Raw genomic sequence first — 20,890 nt, forward strand, 5'->3', positions numbered from 1 at the left:
TTATTCTTTTTGTCCCTCCAACATTTCGAGAGCCCAAAGTTTCTTTGTATAAAAAATCATTCTCTCAAAATTATCTTGTCCATGGTGGATTGTATCTTTTGATTCTTTTGTTTTCATAAGAATGGATAGTTCTTCTTTGAACTTATTGTGACAAAGTTTTTGGTTTTCTACATTTGTTTTTTCTAAACAATCGTTTTTATTTTTACAAACGGAATCCAATCCAAATTGATCAATAGGACAAGAACTGTAAATGGATAGATCAGGAATTTTGCGGCAGTAACAACCAAAATTGATTTTATCAGTAGTTTTTTGAATTTTGGTCAAGAGAGAAGAAGAAAAATCGGAAGGGGATGCGTTTGTTTTTTGTTTCTCTCTCGGATTCTTTCTAAATTGAATTTCACTTAGGTAATTAGAATCTGTAACACATTCATAAGGAAACTCTAAACAGTAATCAATGAGTTGATCGTTTGAAATAAAAGTGAGATCTGATTTTGACTTAGGATCCCAAATTTTTGGTTTAGAGAGAGGGTTTATATATTTGTAGTATTCTCGTTCCTTGTATATTTTTTTTAGTTCTTCTTTTTTTTGGGAGAGAATTCTTTCATCCATCAAACTATATTCTCGAAAGGCCATGATGGGAAGGTTAGGATTTGTTTTCTTTTTTTCCTCTTCCAGTTTAGTTTTTAATTTTTGTTTTGAGTCTGCATCAAAATACAATAAATAGCCAGTTAGGTGGTATTGGTTGCAGTAGTAACCAGCAAATAAAGGGACAAATGATAAAGTCCAGAGGTAGTCATGAGATTGGTAAATTTTTAAATCTTCGATGGCATCAAAGGGTTCGTCATTTAAAAACGCAATTCGGTATTCTCCATTTTCCCAGATTTGAATCCAGATAGTTCTTTCAAGTAGGTTGTTTGAAAAAATAGTCATTCTATCGCAAGTGTTTGCCACGAAGGGGAGACGTTTTGTTGTTAGGTAATCTTTTTTAGGAATCTCTAGTTGTTGAAAAGATTGTTGGCCAAGACAACTGAAGAAGAAACAAACAATTGGAATTAATAGTATTCGATGCATAAATAACTTGAGGTTTCGTAGATGGCAACGATGGTTCTTTCATCTATAAGATCGATTCTTTTGATTAATTCGGTTTCATTTCGTTCACAAATTCGTTTTTTTTGATTTTTAAAATTTATGTTTTTGGTTTCGCCAAGGACGATGTCCCCAATTCTGATGATGTTCCCTCTGAAATTCGGAAGGGTCTCGAACTTCCCCTTTTTTTCATCAAAATAAACTCGAGTTTGATTTTTTGCAGAATCTATGTTTCCGAATCCATCGAAGCTGGGATAGGTGATGCAGTTTTGAAAAATTAACAAAACTAAGGTGGCGATCCATTTCATTTTATATCTGAATCTAGTTTTGTTGCTTAGTTGGATCAATCTTTTTTCATAAGATTGATTTTACTGAAATCAAAAATGATCCCAGATTTTCATTGATTTTTCCCGCGAAAAAGGCTATATTCGATTGTGTGGATGTGTAGATTTAAATCTAACCTGAATCATTGGTTATACGGAAGTTTTTTAAAAATATGAAGATAAGTTTTACAAAAAAAATGATCTTGGATGGTGAGTCCGAAGAAAATGAATATACCACTTTCTTGATTCGGTCTTACTTAAAAGAAAGTTTTGTTGAAAGGATGATTAAAATTAAATTCTTCCAGTATAAACCTGTGTATATTTCCTTTACTTCTTACACTTTTGGAACCGCTATCTGGATAGAAGGAGAAGGAATTACGGAAGCTAACTCCTGGGAGTCTGAAGGCCAGTTGATCGAAAAATCTAAATTAACAAAACATTTTCAGACATCTTTTGAAAATTCTTCTGTTTCCTCCGATTATGCTGTTCAAAAAATTATTCCGGATGTCCTATCTGAATTACTTGATGAAACTTTGGCGGAAAACATTCAAAATTTAGTTCTATTGAATCGAAACATCAGTTCAGAAGAGTGGGAGTTTTTCATCACTCGTTATAAAGATTTAACAAAACAATTTCTCGAAACTTTTTTAAAAAAAGAGAGTCAATAATTTCGATTCTCCTTACTTTAGTTACAATTCGGATGATATACAAATATTCAAAAATTGAGTCATTGATTGGTTCTGTGATCGTGAAAAAGGTCAACTGAATTTAAATTCTCGTTCTGATATGAATCTAAAAATCAAATTAACTATATATGTTTTCTTCGTTATTTTTTTTCTCTTTTGTCAAAAGAAAGAAGAGGTAGATGGAACGATCTATTTTTCTGATAAAGCTTCTGTACTAAATTCGGATTTTGTTAGGAAAAAAAATGAATATTTAAAGAGTTTAAAGCAAGCTGATAATATAGACATAAGGGTTTTAGTGATTCCTTCCACTGGGCAATTTACCATCGAAGATTTTTCTTTGGCAGCTTTTGAACAATATAAAATTGGTGGTGACTTGAATAACGGGATTTTTGTGCTAATTGCAACTGAGGATAAAAAACTGCGAATTGCTACCGGAACAGGGATTGAATTAATTGTTCCGGACGATTTTGCCTCGCAGATTATTAAAGAGATGATTGTTTATTTGCCTAGAAACGATCTTGAAAATGCCGTCAATGTTGCGATCAATAGATTACATGAAAAAGCAAAGTCCGTTCCTTGGACTACTGAAAGCAAAAACATTGAAAAAATTACATCAGATGATTTAAATAAGATATTCGAAATTAAGGGAGAATACATTTCGAAACGAAAAACATTAGAATCTTTTGCAGTGAAATATCGGACAGATTATTTTGCTAATGTAAAAGTTAAAAACAAAAACGTTTTGGTTTTTGAAAATCAGTATCTAAAGAATATGATAAAATTGGAAAAGAGTAGAAAGGCGACTATGTTAGTTAGGCTGATCAGTTTGGAACCGGAAACGTATCAATTGCTAAATATCAAATAGATGTGCTTCTGGAAAAATTTTAATCACAGATGCAGTTGATTTAGATAATATTGAATTAGTTAAAAAAGCTGTAGCGCAGGATGAAAAAAGTATCGATGCTAAAGATAAAAATGGATTCACCCCATTGATGTCCGCAGTCATCAATGGGAATGTGGATTTGGTAAAATTCCTTGAATCAAACGGTTGTTCTGCTACTTTAAATCAATGAGAAAGGAATCTTTAAAAAAGCTCAAATCATCTTAGGAAAAAATCCGCTGTTTGGAGAAAAGGCTTTAGAAATAGTTAAGAAAATTCGATTCAAACCTGCGTTAAAGAATGGAATACCAGTTAAAAGTAGTCACAGAATCCCAAATCATTTTTCATTCGATTAAAAACTTCCACCCTGCGCCAGGGATCTGAAGGGCTTGGTCCGAAGGACGGGAGCGTAAGCGAACCCCGGAGGAGCCCGGTCCTTTTTTGGATGGATCTGACTGTTTTGGAAAAGATCGGAGGCGCCCCCAAAAAAATGGTGATTTTGCCTAAGTCTTATCATCTTTTTCTGCGAAGGAGGGCCCAAAGTTCTATTTTGAAACCTACGAATTCCTTTCCCCTTGACAATCTGCCCAAATTCCAAATCCTGACAGGAAAGCTTGACAAAGGTGCTTTTGGATGAACAAAACCCAAATCGGGAACCTGCTTCTCGTGCTATTTTTGGGACTGATGGCGGGAGCTGTGGCTGGAGTGGTCTTAGACCGACTTCTTGGTACAACTTACCTCTCTCGGTATTTGTTCGAATCACCAGTATCTCTCGAGCTTTACATAATTAAAGTCGAGTTCCAGCTAACCCCTGCAAGTATCGTTGGTCTTGTAGCGTCTGGATATCTCGCACTAAAAAAGGGGTAACTATGTCAGTAATTTCCATGAAAAGTCTGCTAGAAGCAGGCGTACACTTCGGTCACCAAACACGTCGTTGGAATCCAAAAATGAGTCCTTATGTTTATACGGCTCGTAACGGAATTCATATCATCGACCTTCAAAAGACTGTTCAAAAAACAAAAGAAGCTTACGACGCTTTGAAAAAACTTACCGGTCAAGGTAAGAAGGTTCTATTTGTAGGAACTAAAAAACAAGCTCGTGGCGCGATTGAAAGAGCCGCACAAGCGTGCAGTATGTACTATGTATCTAACCGTTGGTTAGGTGGACTTTTGACTAACTGGAACACAGTGAAGAAGTCAATTGCTCGTTTGAAAAGACTAGAGCAAATGGAAGAGAACAACTCTTTCGAACAAGAAGCTAGAACTAAAAAAGAAGCACTTTCACTCAAACGTGAGCTAGAAAAACTCCGCCAAACACTTGGTGGAATTAAAGATATGGCAGTTGTGCCAGAAATTCTTTTTGTGATCGATCCTAAAAAAGAAGAAATTGCTGTGAAAGAAGCTAAAAAACTTGGTTTGAAAGTGTTCGCAGTGATTGATACAAACTGTGATCCAGAACCAATCGATTACCCAATTCCAGGTAACGATGATGCAATCCGTGCAATTTCTTTATTCCTTGATACTATGGCAAATGCTGTACTCGAAGGAACAGGTGGAGAAGTCATCCAAACTAATTTTGCTGAAGATATGGACGCAGAACAACTTGCTCTTGAATACCAAGGTGAGTATGATGAGTCTGGAAAATTCATTATGGACGATGAACTTCCTCCAGTTGCAAAAGACATCCCTGTTGATGCAGAAGCTGCTAAAAAAGCAGCGGAAACAGCAGCAGAAGTAAAACCTACTACAGAAGGATAATACGAATGGCAGTTAGCTCCGAACAAATCAAAGATCTCCGCGAACGTACTGGCGCGGGGATGATGGACTGCAAAAAAGCCCTCGAAGAAAAGGGTGGCGATATTGAAAAAGCGGTTACATACTTAAGAGAAAAAGGTTTAGCGAAGGCAGCAAAACGTGCTGGTCGTGAAACTGGTGAAGGAAAAGTCATCGCTTACATTCACGGAACAGGAAAAACAGGAGTTCTTGTCGAACTCAACTGTGAAACTGACTTCGTTGCAAACAATGAAGCGTTTGAAGCTCTTGGCAAAGAGATCGCACTTCAAATCACTGCGATGAACCCACTTTACGTAAACGAGGAATCCATTCCTCAGTCAGAAATTGACAATGAGATGAGTGTGCAAAAAGCTCTTCTTGAAAAAGAAGGGAAAAAAGCAGACCAAATCGAAAAAATCCTTCCTGGTAAAATGAAAAAATACTTTGAAGAGATTTGTCTCATCCACCAAAAATCGATTCGTGACAACTCCAAAACCATCAATGACCTTCTCCAAGAAGCCATTGCGAAGTTTGGAGAGAACATTACTGTTGGTAGGTTCTCGAGGTTCCAAGTAGGTGGGAACTAGTCCGCGTTTCAAAAGAATTTTAATCAAACTCTCCGGCGAGGCTCTTGCCGGTGAGGGTGAACTTGGTATTGATACCAATAAAACGTTTTCACTTGCCGGCCAAATTAAGGAAGTTCATGACTTAGGTCTCGAAGTTGCCGTGGTTGTCGGTGGGGGAAATATGATCCGTGGAGAAACGTTAGCAAAGTCTGGAATGGACAGAGCTACTGCAGACTACATGGGAATGCTTGGCACCATTATGAATGGTCTCGCCTTACAAGATGCATGCGAAAAACAAGGGATGTTTACCCGAGTTCTCTCCGCCATCGAAATGAAATCCGTTGCAGAACCTTATATACGTAGGCGTGCAGTTCGCCATTTAGAAAAAAATCGTGTCATTATTTTTGCCGGTGGAACAGGGAATCCTTATTTTACGACGGATACAACTGCGTCACTACGTGCAGTGGAAGTAGGATGTGAAGTCATCTTAAAGGCCACAAAAGTGGACGGAGTGTACACTGCGGATCCAAAAAAAGATCCAAGTGCAAAACGTTACTTAGAAGTTTCTTTTATGGAATCTATCAAACACCGCTTAAAGGTAATGGATTCAACTGCTCTCAGTCTCTGTATGGACAATAATATGCCCATTATCGTGTTTGATATTTTTAAAGCAGGAAATTTAAGAAAATTAATCGATGGGGAACCAATTGGTACGCTAATCTCCAATTCAGAGGAAGTGATTTTAGATGGTAGATGAAATTATAAAATCCATGCAGTCCAAAATGGACAAAACGGTTGAGGCTTTGAAAAAAGACTTCGGTACCATTCGTACGGGAAAAGCAAGTCCTATGATGGTAGAAGATGTTAGAGTTGACTATTATGGAACTCTCACACCTCTCAACCAACTTGGTAAAATTGCTTGTCCGGAACCTCGAATGATTCTCATCACTCCTTTTGAAAAAGGAATGTTGAAGGACATTGAAAAAGCTATTTTTGCTGCAAGTCTTGGACTCACACCTAACAATGATGGAAATAGTATTCGTATTAATATTCCTGAGCTAACAGGGGAAAGACGGAAAGAACTTGCAAAAGTGGTCAAACAAAAGGCCGAAGAAAAAAAAGTTGCCATTCGTAATATCCGTCGTGATGCCAATGATGAATTAAAAAAACACCAGGCAGAAATGTCCCAAGATGAACTCAAAGGCCACCAAGATAAAATCCAAAAAATTACGGATTCTTATATTGCTAAATTGGGAGATTTAGAAAAGGAAAAAGAAAAAGAGATCACCACTCTTTAATTTCCTATGAAGTTAAACACAATTCCTGCCCACATTGCTGTCATCATGGACGGAAATGGAAGGTGGGCCGAAAGCCAAGGGAAAAAAAGAACCGAAGGCCATAGAGAAGGGGCGAACGCAATCGATCGTCTTTTGGATGTGGCTTTGGAATACAAAATCCCCAATATATCTCTCTATGCATTTTCTACAGAAAATTGGAAACGTCCGATTACGGAAATCCAAGCTATCTTCGGTTTGTTAGTTGAGTTTATTGAAACCAGACTTGATACCATTCATTCCAAGGGAATTCGGATCCACCACAGTGGAGCACGTAATAAACTTTCTAAAACTGTCCTCACCAAAATTGACCATGCGATGGCGGTCACAAAAAAGAACAAAAAACTAACCGCCAACTTTTGTTTGAACTATGGTGGTCACGAAGAGATTCTCAGTAATTTTACTCGGATCATGGCTGTGCGTAAGTCCAAAAAAGAATCTTTGGACAAACCCATTAGTCCCAAAGAATTTGAAAAATATTTGTATACATTCCCTTTGCCGCCAGTAGATTTATTGATCAGAACTGCGGGAGAACAAAGGATTTCCAATTTTCTTTTGTGGCAGAGTGCCTATGCTGAAATGTATTTTACAAATACACTTTGGCCGGACTTTGGAAGAACTTCTTTGGAAGAAGCCCTTCTTTTTTTTGATTCCCGAAAACGTAAATTTGGTGGTTTGTTATGAGTGAGACAACACTCCGTATTCTATCTGCAATCGTATTGACTTTTGTCTATGTGTTTATGATCTTCCATAGTTCCTTTTACTATTTGGAGTTCTATGCCTTTGGTTGTATTACGATTTATTTGGGTTTAAAAGAATTGTATGCGTTTTGCAGAAGAGAAGATTCCAAACCTTTTTTTGGAACTGGCCTTATCTTTTCCCTTTTGATATTTTCCGTATACTACATTCAGTTTTTAGGGCTTCAATTTGAAGTCACGCCTCCAGCTTTTGTTTTGCAACTTTCTAAGATCCTCCGAGAAGGATTTCATCCGATTCCTTTTTTACTGGTTGCCCTATCTCTCACTGTTTGGATTTTACAAATTCTAAAACGCCCGTTAGATGGCGCATTGTTTTCGGCAAGTGCTACAATACTCGGTCCAATCTATTTAGCAATTCCCATCGGACATTTTTTACTTCTACTCGCTTTCCCTTTTGGTGCTTATTATATCTTTTTAGTATCTGTGATTACTTTTATGAGTGATGCCGGTGCTTATTTTGGTGGTCGTTGGTTTGGAAAACATCCTGCGGGACTCAAGATCTCTCCTAAAAAAACTTGGGAAGGCTATGTCACAGGAAATATCACGGCTGTTGTTGGTGTCCAAATTCTCAACGCCACTTGGGAACATTTCAGTGGTGTGAAGTTGCCAATCGGAGTTTTGGAATCGATCCTAGTTGCCTTTGTGGTATCCATTATTTCTGTGATGGGTGATTTGGCAGAGTCTGCCATGAAGCGAGATGCAAAAATCAAAGACTCAGGAAGTTTGATTCCCGGACATGGTGGGGTTTTAGATTTAGCAGATGCCCTTTTATTTACAGTTCCTGTGATTTATTATTATTTCCTATTTAAGGGAATTCTCGGTTACGCGGTCTGATTCTCAGTTCCGGATCGGTCTAAGGCTTAGATGGTTGGAGTATCCGTATTAGGAATTTCTGGTTCTGTTGGCACTTCTACAGTGAAGGTACTCCGCCAATTTAGAGATTCCTTTTCTTTATGTAGTTTTTCCGTTCATTCCAATTTAGATCTTGCGAAATCACTCATGGATGAATTTTCTCCGGAAGTGATTTCTGTCACCGATCCGAAGTTAGAAGGTAAACTCGGATCCAAATACAAATCTACAACCATTCTTTATGGAGAAGATTCTCTATCGGATTTGGTTCGACTTCCTTCAGTTTCCGTTGTGGTGACAGCCGTTGTTGGTGCACGTGGGGTAAAACCTACCATCGCCGCCATCGAAGCTGGCAAAAAAATTGCCATTGCCAATAAAGAAACACTTGTGACCTTTGGACCACTGATCAACCGTTTGGTGGCAAAACACAATACATTGATGGTTCCTGTGGATTCCGAACACAATGCACTCTTTCAGCTCATTGAAAGAGAAAAAAGATCCAATATTCGTGCTATCACTCTCACTGCCTCGGGAGGGAGTTTTCGAACCTTACCTATCGAAGAGTTGGAACATGTATCCGTAAAACAGGCGCTAAACCATCCGACTTGGTCGATGGGGCCAAAAATCACAGTGGATTCTGCGGGATTGATCAACAAGGGTCTCGAAGTGATTGAAGCACATTATTTATTTGGGTTTTCTTATGACGAAATTGAAGTGGTGATCCACCCGCAATCTCTTACCCACGGAATCATTGAAACTATGGACGGTGCTTGTTTGCAATACACAAGCCACCCTGATATGATTTATCCCATTGCACATTCTTTATTTTATCCAACGCCAACTCCAAAGATGCTAATGGAAAGAAAACCTGGAACTTGGAAGACTTTGGAATTTTTTCCTCCTGATCTAAGTCGTTATCCTGGACTTCGTTTGGCTTTCCAAGCGGGGAGGGCAGGGGGAACGGCACCATGTGTGTTTAACGCTGCCAATGAAGAAGCTGTTGCTTTATTTTTAGATGAAAAAATATCTTTTACCGCCATTCCAAAGTTAATCGAATCGGCATTGAACAAAATGGAAAATGCCTTTCCGAGTGATCTGGAAGGGTATTTAGAAAAAGACCGGAAAACACGTGAATTAATTCAAAATGAATTTCTAAGAGGGGGAGTGACTATATGATCGTAATGATATTTGGCGCCGTATTCATGTTAGCTGTTTCTGTTTTTATCCATGAATTGGGGCACCTCCTATGTGGAAAGTTAGTCGGAGTGGAAGCTCGGATATTTTCTCTTGGTTACGGTAAAGGGATTTGGAAAAAAAGAATTGGGAAAACCATCTACCAAATCACAGCCATTCCTATTGGCGGGTATGTACTTTTTCGTGGAGATGATTATTCTAAAAATAAAAAACCAAAACAAGGGGATTTGCTTTCCACACCTCCACTCCGCCGAATGATTCCTGTTCTTGGTGGTCCGTTCGCCAATCTGGTGTTAGGTTTTGTTTTATTGTTTATATTGGAGCTTTCGGGAGATAGCCCTTCTTCCAATCGTATTTTTATCGAAGATGCAAACAAGGTTTCAAGTCCTGCATATACTGCAGGCCTTCGCACTGGAGACCAAATTGTATCCATCAATGGGAAAAAAACAGAAAGTTTTGAAGATATTTTTACCAATGTAAGTTTGACCACGGGAGATCCTGTAGAAGTTTCTTACAAACGAGGAGAGGATGTAAAAACCGTACAAGTTGTACCGAATTTATATTCTGCTGGAGGACATCCCACCATTGGAGTGATGCCATTTGGAGAAAGAAGGGTTGTGGCAACTTTTACTTACGGGGAACAACTGAGCCACTTCATTGCCAACTTACTCGATCGCGAAGATAAATCTTCTGTTTACTTTCAGGAAAAAATCGAAGAAAGAAAAGATGAAATCCCAGAAGAACTCTTAAAACAAAGAGAAATCCAAGAACGAGAAAAATCCCTCCGTAGGCGTGCCTTATCATTTTTAAAAGATGGGGATATGATTTTGCAAGTGGCTGGAGTGGATGTTCATACTGTTCCTGAGTTGCAAACGGAGCTCGGAAAACACCAGGGAAAAACCATTCCTGTTGTTGTGGAAAGAAAAACATACCCACTCCTCACACCTTGGGCGACTGAAACTGTAACGATTCAAATTCCTGTGTTAGGTGCCAATGTATTTGAATTTTGGGATATCAGACATCCTAAATTTTCTGAACTAGGAATTCCTTATTTCCGATTGGATAGTTATGATTCTGAAATTGAAAATCGCCTTTCTAATTTAAAGATTGAAGACAAATCCTTCGAAAAAGCCGATGCAATCAGCGAATACTTAAAACAATCTTCGGGTAGAAAAGATATCTGGATTGGAAATATGAAATATTCCGCCGATGTCAATTTAAAACCCATTGGGCTTCTCGGATTTCGTGCTTCGATGAAATTTGAAGCAGAGAAGTTACAAAAGGAAACAACCGTCTATTCTTCGTTTGTGGGTGCTTCCTCTAAAGTGTATGAAAATGTATCCACTACCTTAAAAGGGATTGGGATGTTGTTTTCTGGGCTTCTATCTCCAAAAGAAAACTTATCAGGCCCCATTGGAATTGTACAAATAGCAGGAATTAGTTTGGAATATGGTTGGGTGACTTACCTTGACTTTGTTGCCAAAATTTCCCTAGCCCTTATGGTGATGAATTTATTACCGATTCCTATGGCTGATGGCGGACATATTGTACTGTATGCCTATGAAGCCATTACTGGTAGACCACTCCCAAGAAAAGCAATCGAAGCTATTTTTCGGTTGGGATTTTTCTTTCTCATTGGCCTTGGACTTTATGTTTCATTCAATGATGTGATGCGTATTTTTTAATTTTTGTTACGTTTAGTTTTATATAAGTAAAAGAGAAAAGATCGATGAAAGCTAGTTCCTATTTGATTCCTACTGCAAAAGAAGATCCACAAGATGCAGTTGTCGCTTCCCATAAACTGATGACAAGGGCGGGACTCATTCGTAAATCCGCAGCCGGGTTGTATTCTTATCTTCCTCTCGGGTTAAGAGTTCTAAAAAAAATTGAAGGCATTGTTCGTTCCGAGATGGACCGGGCCGGTGGTTTGGAATTCCAACTTCCCATTTTAACTCCGAGTGAAATTTGGAAAGAGTCTGGCCGTTGGGATAAAATGGGAAAAGAGATGTTTCGTTTGAAAGATCGTCATGACAATGAAAGTTGCCTTGGTCCCACTCATGAAGAATCTTTTTGTGTACTTGTGAAACCAATGGTTCGTTCTTATAAAGATCTACCGATCAACGTATACCAAATTCATACAAAGTTTAGAGATGAAATTCGTCCGAGATTCGGAGTGATTCGTTCTCGTGAATTTACAATGAAAGATGCATATTCATTTCATTTAGATGATGAGTCTTTGGACAAAACCTACCAAACGATGCGTAAAACTTACCGAAGGATTTTTGCGGGAATGGGTCTTTCTACGATCCCAGTACAAGCAGACTCTGGAAATATGGGTGGGTCTGCTTCTGAGGAATTTATGGTAGTGTCTCCTATTGGAGAAGAAACACTTACGATTTGTCCTTCTTGCCAATATTCAGGGAATATTGAAAAAACTCCTGTGATTCGAAATGTAGCGCTAACAAAACAAGCGTTTGTCGGAAAAGATAAAATTCATACTCCATCTAAAAAATCAATTACAGAAGTTGCTGAGTTTACGGGGACGAAGGAAGAAAACCTCCTAAAGGCAGTGGCTTTATGGGCGGACGGAACCTATGTCCTTGTCTTTTTAGAAGGTGACCGGGAACTCAATGAGAACAAACTAAAAAACCATTTGGGTTGCAATGAACTAAGACCTATGGGCCCGGCTGAAATGGAAAAACTTGGTCTTGTTCCTGGATTCATCGGACCTGGATTTCCAAAATCAGAATCTCTCAAAATCATTATTGATTCTCTGATCGACTGGAATTTTGGATATATATCCGGTGCGAACGAAGTGGATTACCATATAGCAGGGGTTAAGCTCAGTGATTTTTTCAAAGAAGAAGAAGTCACAAAGATCGATGTATCGCAATCCAAAGTAGGAGATCCTTGTCCTAACTGTGGAACTGGTCTCACTGCAGAGAAAGGAATCGAAGTAGGTCATATCTTTAAGTTAGGCCAAAAGTATTCCAAAGCATTTGATATTACTGTTTTAAATGATAAAGGAAAAGCTACCACAACGACTATGGGTTGTTATGGGATTGGTGTAAATCGTTGTATGGCCACTGTCATCGAACAATGTAATGACGATAAAGGGATTTTTTGGCCAGTCTCCATTGCACCGTTTACTGTTTGTTTGGTGAGCATTGCAAAAAACCCAGAGGACATTGCCAAAATTGAATCCATCTACAAAGCACTTGTGGCGGCAGGAATTGAAGTGCTTTGGGATGATCGGGACCTTGGTCCTGGTTTTAAGTTCAAAGATTCCGAACTCATAGGATTTCCCATCCGATTGACACTAGGAAAAGGATTTTTGGAAAAGGGTGAGATTACCATCCTTGACCGAAAATCGATGGCAGAAGAGACCGTTAACTTTACCACAAATGAAGATTTGGTTAATCGCTTACAAAATCAAATCAAGAACCTTCATGCTACCCTCCAAGCCGAAGTGGAACGTGCGGGAACATGAACTTCTTACGATTTTTTCTTTAAAATCGGGAGAAGCGATGGTAAGAATGAGAGAGTTGTGATAGAAGGTAGCCATTGGGTGGCGGGTGGTTAACCCCACCCAGTTCGATCAGGGCGGGGAGAGTATACCCAAAAACCCCCACCCCCCACAAAAGAAGCAGTTTTCATATTCCCCCATTCCCGTATTTTGGGATATATGGGCAAAAACCTACCTGGATATTTTGGTGAATTCGGTGGCCGTTACTCTCCGGAGATTCTAACGGAAGCATTAGAAGAGCTTGAATCCACCTATCAAAAGTTAAAGAAAAGTAAAAAGTTCAAAAAAGAACTCGAATACTATTTAAAGAACTATGTCGGAAGACCTAGTCCTCTGACTTATGCTGAACGTCTCACCAAACAATGGGGAGGTGCTAGGATTTGGCTCAAACGCGAAGATTTAAATCATACAGGTGCACATAAAATTAATAATGCCATCGGACAGGCGCTTATCGCTCGTTTTATGGGAAAAAAAAGAATCATTGCTGAAACTGGCGCTGGCCAACACGGCCTTGCGACGGCAACTGTCGGTGCAATGTTTGGAATGGAAACCGTAGTGTATATGGGTGCCGTCGATGTGGAAAGACAAAATCTCAATGCTAAAAAGATTGAGATGTTAGGTGCAAAAATCCTCCCTGTCACAGCAGGAGAAGCCACTCTCAAAGAAGCTACCAGTGAAGCTATGAGAGACTGGGCCCTCAATGTATCTACAACTCATTATATTGTTGGGTCTGCGATCGGACCTCACCCGTTCCCCACAATCGTTCGTGACTTCCAATCTTTTATCGGAACAGAGGCAAGAGCAGAGTTTAAAAAACGAAATCATAAACTTCCGAACGCCATCGTAGCTTGTGTGGGTGGAGGATCCAATTCCATTGGAATGTTCCATGCCTTTTTAAAAGACAAACATGTTGCCATCTATGGCGCGGAGGCTGGTGGACTTGGACCAAAACCAGGAGAACATTCGGCAACTTTGACATACGGGAAAACTGGATTTTTACATGGTACAAAAACCTTAATTATCCAAGATGAGTTTGGCCAAATTGTACCAGCACATTCAGTTTCTGCAGGACTTGATTATCCAGGGGTAGGGCCAGAGCATGCTCACCTGTCCCAAACGGGAAGGGTGGATTATCGAATGGTGACAGACGAACAAGCATTAGATTCTTTTTTGGAAGTCACTCGTGTGGAGGGAATCATTCCTGCCCTAGAAACAGCTCATGCCTTTCATGTAGCTCGTGATGTGGCAAAAGACCTTGGAAAGAAAAAGGATCTCATCATTTGTTTGTCTGGTCGAGGCGATAAAGATGTAACGGAAGTTTTGCGACTCTTAGGTGAAAGAAAGTAAATGAGTAAAATAAAATCTTTATTTGAGAGCAGAAGATTTAAGTCAGCCTTTATCCCTTATTTCACTTTAGGGGATCCAAACTATAATGACTCCATCGAATTTGGAAAAACCATTTTAGACAATGGGGCAGATATTTTGGAACTCGGGATTCCTTTTTCTGATCCTGTTGCAGATGGACCCGTCATCCAAAGGGCGGTGGCTCGTTCCTTGAAGAATCCCTTTTCTTTTGAGGAAATCTTCCGAGTCACAAAAGCCATCCATGATCACAAACCTGAGACTCCTCTTGTCTATCTCACTTACTTCAATCCTATTTACCATTGTGGGATCACCAAGTTTTTGGATAGAGCCAAGGAATCAGGAATTGTCGGCCTTGTGATTCCTGACTTACCTTTTGATACAGAAGAAAGTGAAACTTTGTTTCGAGAACTAAAAGTTCGGGATATGGATCTCATCCATTTGGTCACTCCGGCCTCGGAAAAAAAGAGAATCCAAGCCCTTTCCAAAACTTCCTCTGGGTTCATTTACTATGTAACTTCTTTTGGAGTCACTGGAGAAAGAAGGGAGTTCTCGGTGGATTTAAAGGAAAGAATTAAGTTTTTGAAAGATACCATCCGGTTGCCAATTTGTGCAGGGTTTGGAATTTCCACCCCGGAACAATCCAACCAAATTTCACAGTATGCGGACGGGATCATCATCGGTTCTGCGATCCAAAGGATCATTGAAGAAAACGGGTTAGACCGTACAAAAGCAGTTTCGGCTTTGGCGGATTACATTTCAAAGATCAGGGCATCGATTTCCTAAATTTTTTTCCTGTATCCTCCAAAAACATTTGAGTCTCTTTAAAAATTCCGGGAAAATGGTCGGAAATTCCCAAACGAATAAAGAGGCTCTATGTCCGACAAAGAATCAAAATCGCTTTCGATTTTGGACTATCTCAGTGTTACCGTTGCCGCACTAGGATCACTTGGTGTGATCATTTCTGTCGTCATGACAGGGTGGGAATACGAATTTTCCTTCCTCATTGGCGGTTTACTCACCTTACTTACTTCTTCTTATTTTGTATATAAAACCATCGAAAAGGTTTCTAAAGACAAACAGAAGTCAGGTGCGATTTGGTTGTCCTATGTGATCGCCATTTTTATGTATACATTGGTAAACACCTTCCAACCACTTAAGGATTTGGAAGAAAATTCTGTTTCCACACGGTTCCAATTTTTACGCGGCTCCAACACCAAAACAGAAAGTGAAGGGGATACTGGCCGAATTGAATACATTCAGTTCCAACCACCAGCTAAGGCTCGTAAGGATATCAATATCATTGGTATCACAACAGAATCACTCGAAAAATTACAAGGAACTTGGCCTCTTCCTTGGAGTTATTATGCTGATATCATAGAAACATTCAAAGAATCGAATAACATTCTCATGTTCGATATTTTCTTCGTAGATTATAAACCCGGTCAAACAGAAGAGATGACAGCAGCTCTTCAAAAGAACCGGAATGTCCTCTTTGACTACCCTATGGAAGTCAGTGCGGAATCAAAAGAAGCAGTTCTCAATTTGGAAAAACGAATTGATATCCTTCGTAAGTTCCAATTGAAAAATGTCATCGATGAAAACGATGCGGGGATTTCTTGGGTTAAGTTTCCACAACCACCGATTGAACCCATCAGCGAATTGTCAGCTGGTCTTGGTTTTGCGAACGTAAAAAAAGACGAATCTGGTTTGAATCGTAAGATGCCACTTGTGGTAAAAGTGTATAACTCAGGTAGAGATAGAGAAACAGAATATTTCCCTTCCATCGACTTACTCATTGTTTGTAAATATTACGGTATCGATGTGCAGAGAGATGTGGAAGTCAACATGGGGCATTATGTAAAATTGTCCAATATTCCCAAAAAAATCATCAGAGAGTTTAACATCAAAGAACGTAAGTTTGAAGAAAGGGATGTGATGCAAGTCCCGAACGAAAAAAGAGAAGTGGTCATCCCGATTGATTGGGAAGGACAAATGGAAATCAACTTCGTAGGTGGGCGTTATTCCTTCAAACAAAATGAAATTTTCGAAGTCACTAATGATTGGGATGCTGAGTTACTCGAAGCAAACCAAATCAGTAACAAAATCTTTCTTGTGGCAATGTATTATGCAACAGGCCGTGGGGCTTCGAAAGACTCCCACTTATCTCCGTTTGGTGATATGTCGGGAATTGAACATCACGCACATGCGATCAATACCATCCTAAACCAGGACTTTTTGTCTACAGTACCAAACTGGGGAATTTTCCTAATTTACGTAGCTCTTGGTGTGATGATTGGATTTTTACAACCAAGGGTAAAAACACATATTGGTTTTGTGATTATGTTAACTCAGCTTTTACTTTATGTAGTGGCTACGTTATATATTTTCCAAGCCTTCAATCTCATCACGGTTCTTCCATCTGTTACCATCGAACAGATTGTGGTATTTGTTGCCATCATTGGATTTAGAATCTTAACAGAAGAAGAAAACGTAAAATACATCCGTCAAACTTTCTCTAAATTCGTATCCAAAGACGTTGTGGACGAACTCCTCAAACACCCTGATAACTTGGCACTTGGTGGGTCCAAACGAGAGATCACAATTTTTTTCTCTGACGTTCGCGGGTTTACAACCATCTCCGAACAGTTGGGACCAGAAGATTTGGTGAAATTACTGAACGAATATCTATCAGCCATGACAGATATCATTATTGAATACAAGGGAACCATTGATAAATACATGGGGGATGCGATTATGGCATTCTGGGGAGCACCTGTTCCTTTGGAAGACCATGCTTACTATGCTTGTGTGGCAGCACTTGTTCAGTTGGATTATCTAAAAGTCCTCCAACAAAAATGGGCAGAACGAAATGTTCCGGTGATCGATATTGGTTGTGGTCTGAATTCCGGTCCTGCAGTTGTTGGAAACATGGGATCTTCTCACAGGATGGAGTATACTTGTATGGGTGATACGATCAACCTTGGATCCCGTTTGGAAGGGTCCAATAAAATGTACACCACAAATGTGATTATCTCTGAATACACATACGAAAAAGTGAAAGACCGAGTGGTCGCTCGGGAACTGGATTTAGTGCGAGTAAAAGGAAAAACCCAACCTGTTCGGATTTACGAATTGCTTGGAATCACAAACCCAGAAGATATGGAGAAAATGAAGCGGCCTCTCCAAAAGGCGGCAACATGAAGTTTACATGCCATCATATCCCTATCTCGACAAAATCCAATTTCCGGAAGATCTAAGAAAGATAAACGAAGAGGATCTCCCGAAGGTTTGCCATGACCTTCGGGAATACATCATAGACACCCTCTCAGACGTGGGAGGGCACTTCGCTAGTAACCTAGGCGTTGTGGAACTCACAGTCGCGTTGCATTATGTGTTTCAAACCCCAATCGACAAAATCATCTGGGATGTGGGACACCAAACTTACCCTCATAAAATTCTTACAGGTCGAAAAAAAGAACTCCCCACTGTTCGTAAGTGGCAAGGACTTTCTGGGTTTCCCAAACGAGAAGAATCCGAATACGATTTGTACAACACTGGTCATGCTGGAACTTCGATTTCCCAAGCTCTTGGTGAGGCCTGCGCCCGTGATCTACTTGGAAAAGACTATAAAGTGGCTGCCGTGATTGGAGATGCCTCCATCGCCACAGGAATGGCTCTCGAAGCCATGAACCATGGTGGTCATGTCAAACCGAATATGTTGGTCATTTTGAATGACAACTATATGTCGATTTCCAAAAACGTAGGTTCTATTTCAAATTATCTCAACCGTATCATTTCCTCTCAAATCTATAACAGGGGTAAAACGGCATTTTATGGATTTTTAAAATGGATTCCACTCATCGGGCCCGCCTTACAGGCGCTTGCTCATAATATGGAAACTTCGTTTAAACATTTTATGATGCGTCCTGGTGGCCTTTTTGAGGATTTGGGTTTTACTTATTTTGGTCCGATTGATGGTCACGATGTGAACCGCGTGGTTCAGATGTTACAAAATCTTTCAAAAATCCAAGGCCCCATCCTTTTGCATGTTCTAACGCAAAAAGGAAAAGGTTATAAACCTGCAGAAGCTGATCCCATCAAATATCATGGTGTCACACCGTTTAACAAAGAGTCGGGGAAAATGGCTTCATCTGACTCCAATAAAATTGGTCTTTCTAAAATTGTTGGAAAAACACTTACCGATTTAACTGACAAAGACAAACGAATTGCTGTCATCACCCCTGCGATGATTGAAGGTTCGGGACTTAGAGAATACCAAGAGGCCTATCCTGCCCATACATTTGATGTGGGAATTGCAGAACAACATTCCGTTGCTTTTGCAGGTGCCATGACAAGTGGCGGCGCCATTCCTTATATGTGTATTTATTCCACCTTCCTCACTCGGGCAATGGACCAACTTGTGGAAGATGTTTCTCTTATGAATTTGCCAGTTCGATTTGTGATCGATCGTGCAGGGATTGTAGGTCCTGATGGGGAAACCCACCAAGGTCTATCTGATCTTGGGTATTTGGCGGGACTCCCTAATATGGACATCATTGTTCCTAGTTCGGCCCAAGACATCATTGATAGCCTTCACTTTATGAAGGATTATACAGAACATCCCATTGCCATTCGATTCCCTAAGGATAGTGGCGACTTACGCGAGTTAAAGTTTGATTCTCCTCTTTCGATCACTAAGGCAAAGGCTCGTTTGGTAAGTGAGGGAGAGGATTTACTCATTCTTTCCGTTGGGTTTATGTTACCGATTGCCACAACTGTTGGGGATATTTTAAAACAAAAAGGGATCTCTGTTTCGGTTGTGGATCTATTTTGGTTACGCCCTTATGATACGGATCTTGTGCATGGGCAAATTCAAAAAAACAAACGGTTTGTGATTTTGGACGAAAGTTATATCCATGCAGGTGCTTCTGGTTTTCTTTTGAATGAAATTCCTTCGGATCTTCTTGGAAAGTTTTTAAAGACCTTTGCATTGCCACCCGAACCCATTCACCATGGGGAAAGGAATCAAATTTTGGACCATTATCGACTGACCGCTTCGCAAATTGCCGAAGAGTTGATTCTATCTTTGAAAAAATAAATTAGTTTTACAGATATTTTTCAAGTCTTCCGAAAATGAAAGAAAATGCGAGGATCTCATTGTCTTCTAGTTCTTTCCAACTTTCTTTAGATTTAGCCAAAGACCATTTTAAAGTCGGTGATTTAGACCGAGCTGAATTCCACCTTCGTTCCAGTTTGGAATTGGAAGAATCCGATGAAGCCTATTTTTATTTAGGTTTGGTGCAAAACGCTCTGGGCCAATGGAGCGATGCTCTGGCTTCTTATTACAAAGCCGTCAGTTTAAACCACGAATACGGTAATCCATGTAATGAAATTGGTGTTCTATTGCTCCGTATGGGGAATGATAAAGAAGCAGTGTATTGGTTGAAAAAATCCGTTCGTTGTGAACGAAACGATGCTCCGCATATTTCTTATTTTAACCTTGCTACTTTGTATAAGTTATGGAATAGACCTGAAAGATCCTTACAATACCTTCACAAAGCTTTGACTCTTAAAAAAGATTTTTCAGAGGCAAATGATCTTTGGAGGGAATTAAAGTCCGACGAAGAAGCACCTTCCAACTAAGGACTAAGAATATTCATTTGGGAGAGGGACTGGAATTTCTCCCAAATATTTGGGTATTTCCATTTTCACTCCGTTCCATTCCAGATAAGTAGTTTCTTCCTCTTCTGTAAGATGATCAGAAAGTTCTTTTGCTGCATTCCAAGTGAATCGGTATTTGATTTTTTCTTCTGTCGCACGTAGACCAATGAGTCCACCATCACTTGTCTCATAAATTTCAAATTCGCCAAAAGGATAGTTTCTTCCATCGTCCGTATAAAAGATGAGTTCGGAACCAGTTGGTTCTACATGCAGGACATGACAGGGGCAACCATCAATTCGAATGTATCCATGCTCCGAAAGTTCTCCAAACCGATTTTCAATGTAAACTCCCTTCTCGTTACCGTGCAGATTGTTTCGGAAATATTGTAAAATTTCTTCTTTATCGATTCGATTTTCACGAAAGATCCATTCGTCTGTTGGAGAAACATAAATTTCAGAGTCAAATATTCTTGGCATATGATTTTTATTTATACCTGTAGGCATAACCTTTCCAATAAGGAAGGTTTGATTTTTGTAAGTAAGAATTGGTGGAGCGTCCCTTTTGGTCCATAGTTTCAATGGTTGCAGAGTCAATGGTGGATTGATTTTTTTCAGTCATCCAAACTCCATCAATTTTACGTCGGAACATATCTTTTTTGACCCGAGGTTCATAATCTTCCCAAGTGAGATCTTCCGTATTACGAATAATGACCTCGCCTACAATTTGGAAAAGACGTTTCGGACGTTCACGGAGGATTTCTACTTCCGCCCAGGATTGCACCTTATAACGCGAATCATTTGGCCTGTAATCGGGTTCTGGGATAAAATCCACCGTAGAACATCCAATTACGAGTAAGAGTAGGGGAAATAGGGAAAAATTAAATCGCATT

Annotated in this window: 23 protein-coding genes; 19 read left to right on the forward strand and 4 right to left on the reverse strand. The window is 39.6% G+C overall.

What is annotated here, in order from left to right; translation table 11 throughout:
* A complete protein-coding gene (locus tag EHR01_RS07635) occupies positions 1–930 on the reverse strand; it encodes a hypothetical protein (protein WP_244310021.1) in 930 nt (309 codons plus the stop codon).
* Positions 931–1,052: 122 nt separating this feature from the next.
* The gene (locus tag EHR01_RS07640) at positions 1,053–1,394 is read right to left on the reverse strand and encodes a hypothetical protein (protein ID WP_135694099.1); all 342 of its coding nucleotides are present in this window, start codon (positions 1,392–1,394) and stop codon (positions 1,053–1,055) included.
* 188 nt (positions 1,395–1,582) lie between these two features.
* Between EHR01_RS07640 and EHR01_RS07645 the strand changes: the two genes are divergently transcribed.
* The 19 genes from EHR01_RS07645 (at position 1,583) to EHR01_RS07735 (ending at position 19,982) form a co-directional block, all read left to right on the forward strand.
* On the forward strand, positions 1,583–2,077 hold the full coding sequence (locus EHR01_RS07645; protein ID WP_135694100.1) for a hypothetical protein: 495 nt from the start codon (positions 1,583–1,585) through the stop codon (positions 2,075–2,077).
* A 118-nt stretch (positions 2,078–2,195) separates the two neighbouring features.
* On the forward strand, positions 2,196–2,960 hold the full coding sequence (locus EHR01_RS07650; RefSeq protein ID WP_135694101.1) for a TPM domain-containing protein: 765 nt from the start codon (positions 2,196–2,198) through the stop codon (positions 2,958–2,960).
* Positions 2,961–2,982: 22 nt separating this feature from the next.
* Positions 2,983–3,168 (forward strand): ankyrin repeat domain-containing protein, encoded by a 186-nt coding sequence (locus tag EHR01_RS19440; RefSeq protein ID WP_425269979.1) that lies wholly within the window; start codon positions 2,983–2,985, stop codon positions 3,166–3,168.
* Positions 3,161–3,331 carry an energy transducer TonB gene (locus tag EHR01_RS19445; RefSeq protein ID WP_135694196.1) on the forward strand — a complete coding sequence of 57 codons (171 nt, stop codon included), beginning with the start codon at positions 3,161–3,163 and terminating at the stop codon, positions 3,329–3,331. The genes EHR01_RS19440 and EHR01_RS19445 overlap by 8 nt, the downstream gene beginning before the upstream one ends.
* 277 nt (positions 3,332–3,608) lie before the next feature.
* Positions 3,609–3,842 carry a hypothetical protein gene (locus EHR01_RS07665; protein ID WP_015679594.1) on the forward strand — a complete coding sequence of 78 codons (234 nt, stop codon included), beginning with the start codon at positions 3,609–3,611 and terminating at the stop codon, positions 3,840–3,842.
* Positions 3,843–3,844: 2 nt separating this feature from the next.
* A complete protein-coding gene (rpsB, locus tag EHR01_RS07670) occupies positions 3,845–4,732 on the forward strand; it encodes a 30S ribosomal protein S2 (protein ID WP_081581531.1) in 888 nt (295 codons plus the stop codon).
* Between the two features lie 5 nt (positions 4,733–4,737).
* A complete protein-coding gene (gene tsf, locus EHR01_RS07675; protein WP_004787415.1) occupies positions 4,738–5,334 on the forward strand; it encodes a translation elongation factor Ts in 597 nt (198 codons plus the stop codon).
* The gene (gene pyrH, locus EHR01_RS07680) at positions 5,324–6,070 is read left to right on the forward strand and encodes a UMP kinase (protein ID WP_004786252.1); all 747 of its coding nucleotides are present in this window, start codon (positions 5,324–5,326) and stop codon (positions 6,068–6,070) included. Before tsf ends, pyrH begins: the two co-directional genes overlap by 11 nt.
* The gene (gene frr / locus EHR01_RS07685) at positions 6,060–6,611 is read left to right on the forward strand and encodes a ribosome recycling factor (protein ID WP_135694102.1); all 552 of its coding nucleotides are present in this window, start codon (positions 6,060–6,062) and stop codon (positions 6,609–6,611) included. Before pyrH ends, frr begins: the two co-directional genes overlap by 11 nt.
* 6 nt (positions 6,612–6,617) lie before the next feature.
* Entirely contained in the window at positions 6,618–7,331 is a 714-nt protein-coding gene (locus EHR01_RS07690) for an isoprenyl transferase (RefSeq protein WP_135694103.1), read from the forward strand.
* Positions 7,328–8,239 (forward strand): phosphatidate cytidylyltransferase, encoded by a 912-nt coding sequence (locus EHR01_RS07695; protein ID WP_135694104.1) that lies wholly within the window; start codon positions 7,328–7,330, stop codon positions 8,237–8,239. Before EHR01_RS07690 ends, EHR01_RS07695 begins: the two co-directional genes overlap by 4 nt.
* 30 nt (positions 8,240–8,269) lie before the next feature.
* The gene (gene dxr, locus EHR01_RS07700; RefSeq protein ID WP_135694105.1) at positions 8,270–9,430 is read left to right on the forward strand and encodes a 1-deoxy-D-xylulose-5-phosphate reductoisomerase; all 1,161 of its coding nucleotides are present in this window, start codon (positions 8,270–8,272) and stop codon (positions 9,428–9,430) included.
* Entirely contained in the window at positions 9,427–11,133 is a 1,707-nt protein-coding gene (locus EHR01_RS07705) for a site-2 protease family protein (protein ID WP_135694106.1), read from the forward strand. The genes dxr and EHR01_RS07705 overlap by 4 nt, the downstream gene beginning before the upstream one ends.
* A 44-nt stretch (positions 11,134–11,177) precedes the next feature.
* Positions 11,178–12,938: a proline--tRNA ligase gene (locus EHR01_RS07710; protein ID WP_135694107.1), complete on the forward strand. Its 1,761-nt coding sequence runs from the start codon at positions 11,178–11,180 to the stop codon at positions 12,936–12,938.
* Positions 12,939–13,133: 195 nt separating this feature from the next.
* Positions 13,134–14,321 (forward strand): tryptophan synthase subunit beta, encoded by a 1,188-nt coding sequence (trpB, locus tag EHR01_RS07715; protein WP_100744373.1) that lies wholly within the window; start codon positions 13,134–13,136, stop codon positions 14,319–14,321.
* Positions 14,322–15,122 carry a tryptophan synthase subunit alpha gene (gene trpA, locus EHR01_RS07720; protein WP_135694108.1) on the forward strand — a complete coding sequence of 267 codons (801 nt, stop codon included), beginning with the start codon at positions 14,322–14,324 and terminating at the stop codon, positions 15,120–15,122. It abuts the gene before it with no gap.
* A gap of 90 nt (positions 15,123–15,212) precedes the next feature.
* A complete protein-coding gene (locus EHR01_RS07725; protein WP_135694109.1) occupies positions 15,213–17,540 on the forward strand; it encodes an adenylate/guanylate cyclase domain-containing protein in 2,328 nt (775 codons plus the stop codon).
* Positions 17,541–17,547: 7 nt separating this feature from the next.
* Positions 17,548–19,437: a 1-deoxy-D-xylulose-5-phosphate synthase gene (gene dxs, locus EHR01_RS07730; protein WP_135694110.1), complete on the forward strand. Its 1,890-nt coding sequence runs from the start codon at positions 17,548–17,550 to the stop codon at positions 19,435–19,437.
* A gap of 35 nt (positions 19,438–19,472) precedes the next feature.
* Positions 19,473–19,982 (forward strand): tetratricopeptide repeat protein, encoded by a 510-nt coding sequence (locus EHR01_RS07735; protein WP_208721749.1) that lies wholly within the window; start codon positions 19,473–19,475, stop codon positions 19,980–19,982.
* Positions 19,983–19,985: 3 nt separating this feature from the next.
* On the opposite strand, the gene EHR01_RS07740 is transcribed toward EHR01_RS07735, so the two are convergent.
* Entirely contained in the window at positions 19,986–20,504 is a 519-nt protein-coding gene (locus EHR01_RS07740) for a hypothetical protein (RefSeq protein WP_135694111.1), read from the reverse strand.
* Positions 20,485–20,889, reverse strand: coding sequence for a hypothetical protein (locus tag EHR01_RS07745; RefSeq protein WP_135694112.1), 405 nt, complete (start codon positions 20,887–20,889; stop codon positions 20,485–20,487). The genes EHR01_RS07740 and EHR01_RS07745 overlap by 20 nt, the downstream gene beginning before the upstream one ends.
* Position 20,890 lies beyond the last annotated feature (1 nt).

The sequence above is a fragment of the Leptospira mtsangambouensis genome (genome assembly GCF_004770475.1).
Classification (GTDB): Bacteria; Spirochaetota; Leptospiria; order Leptospirales; family Leptospiraceae; genus Leptospira_A; species Leptospira_A mtsangambouensis.

What these genes read in the sequence shown, in the direction of transcription:
- EHR01_RS07710 (WP_135694107.1), top strand. Translation starts at nt 11,178, where the DNA reads ATGAAAGCTAGTTCCTATTTGATTCCTACTGCAAAAGAAGATCCACAA.
- EHR01_RS07635 (WP_244310021.1), bottom strand. Translation starts at nt 930, where the DNA reads ATGACTATTTTTTCAAACAACCTACTTGAAAGAACTATCTGGATTCAA.
- EHR01_RS07650 (WP_135694101.1), top strand. Translation starts at nt 2,196, where the DNA reads ATGAATCTAAAAATCAAATTAACTATATATGTTTTCTTCGTTATTTTT.
- EHR01_RS07705 (WP_135694106.1), top strand. Translation starts at nt 9,427, where the DNA reads ATGATCGTAATGATATTTGGCGCCGTATTCATGTTAGCTGTTTCTGTT.
- EHR01_RS07645 (WP_135694100.1), top strand. Translation starts at nt 1,583, where the DNA reads ATGAAGATAAGTTTTACAAAAAAAATGATCTTGGATGGTGAGTCCGAA.
- tsf (WP_004787415.1), top strand. Translation starts at nt 4,738, where the DNA reads ATGGCAGTTAGCTCCGAACAAATCAAAGATCTCCGCGAACGTACTGGC.
- EHR01_RS07690 (WP_135694103.1), top strand. Translation starts at nt 6,618, where the DNA reads ATGAAGTTAAACACAATTCCTGCCCACATTGCTGTCATCATGGACGGA.
- EHR01_RS07695 (WP_135694104.1), top strand. Translation starts at nt 7,328, where the DNA reads ATGAGTGAGACAACACTCCGTATTCTATCTGCAATCGTATTGACTTTT.
- dxs (WP_135694110.1), top strand. Translation starts at nt 17,548, where the DNA reads ATGCCATCATATCCCTATCTCGACAAAATCCAATTTCCGGAAGATCTA.
- EHR01_RS07740 (WP_135694111.1), bottom strand. Translation starts at nt 20,504, where the DNA reads ATGCCTACAGGTATAAATAAAAATCATATGCCAAGAATATTTGACTCT.
- frr (WP_135694102.1), top strand. Translation starts at nt 6,060, where the DNA reads ATGGTAGATGAAATTATAAAATCCATGCAGTCCAAAATGGACAAAACG.
- trpA (WP_135694108.1), top strand. Translation starts at nt 14,322, where the DNA reads ATGAGTAAAATAAAATCTTTATTTGAGAGCAGAAGATTTAAGTCAGCC.
- trpB (WP_100744373.1), top strand. Translation starts at nt 13,134, where the DNA reads ATGGGCAAAAACCTACCTGGATATTTTGGTGAATTCGGTGGCCGTTAC.
- EHR01_RS07745 (WP_135694112.1), bottom strand. Translation starts at nt 20,889, where the DNA reads ATGCGATTTAATTTTTCCCTATTTCCCCTACTCTTACTCGTAATTGGA.
- rpsB (WP_081581531.1), top strand. Translation starts at nt 3,845, where the DNA reads ATGTCAGTAATTTCCATGAAAAGTCTGCTAGAAGCAGGCGTACACTTC.
- EHR01_RS07640 (WP_135694099.1), bottom strand. Translation starts at nt 1,394, where the DNA reads ATGAAATGGATCGCCACCTTAGTTTTGTTAATTTTTCAAAACTGCATC.
- EHR01_RS07725 (WP_135694109.1), top strand. Translation starts at nt 15,213, where the DNA reads ATGTCCGACAAAGAATCAAAATCGCTTTCGATTTTGGACTATCTCAGT.
- EHR01_RS07665 (WP_015679594.1), top strand. Translation starts at nt 3,609, where the DNA reads ATGAACAAAACCCAAATCGGGAACCTGCTTCTCGTGCTATTTTTGGGA.
- dxr (WP_135694105.1), top strand. Translation starts at nt 8,270, where the DNA reads ATGGTTGGAGTATCCGTATTAGGAATTTCTGGTTCTGTTGGCACTTCT.
- EHR01_RS07735 (WP_208721749.1), top strand. Translation starts at nt 19,473, where the DNA reads ATGAAAGAAAATGCGAGGATCTCATTGTCTTCTAGTTCTTTCCAACTT.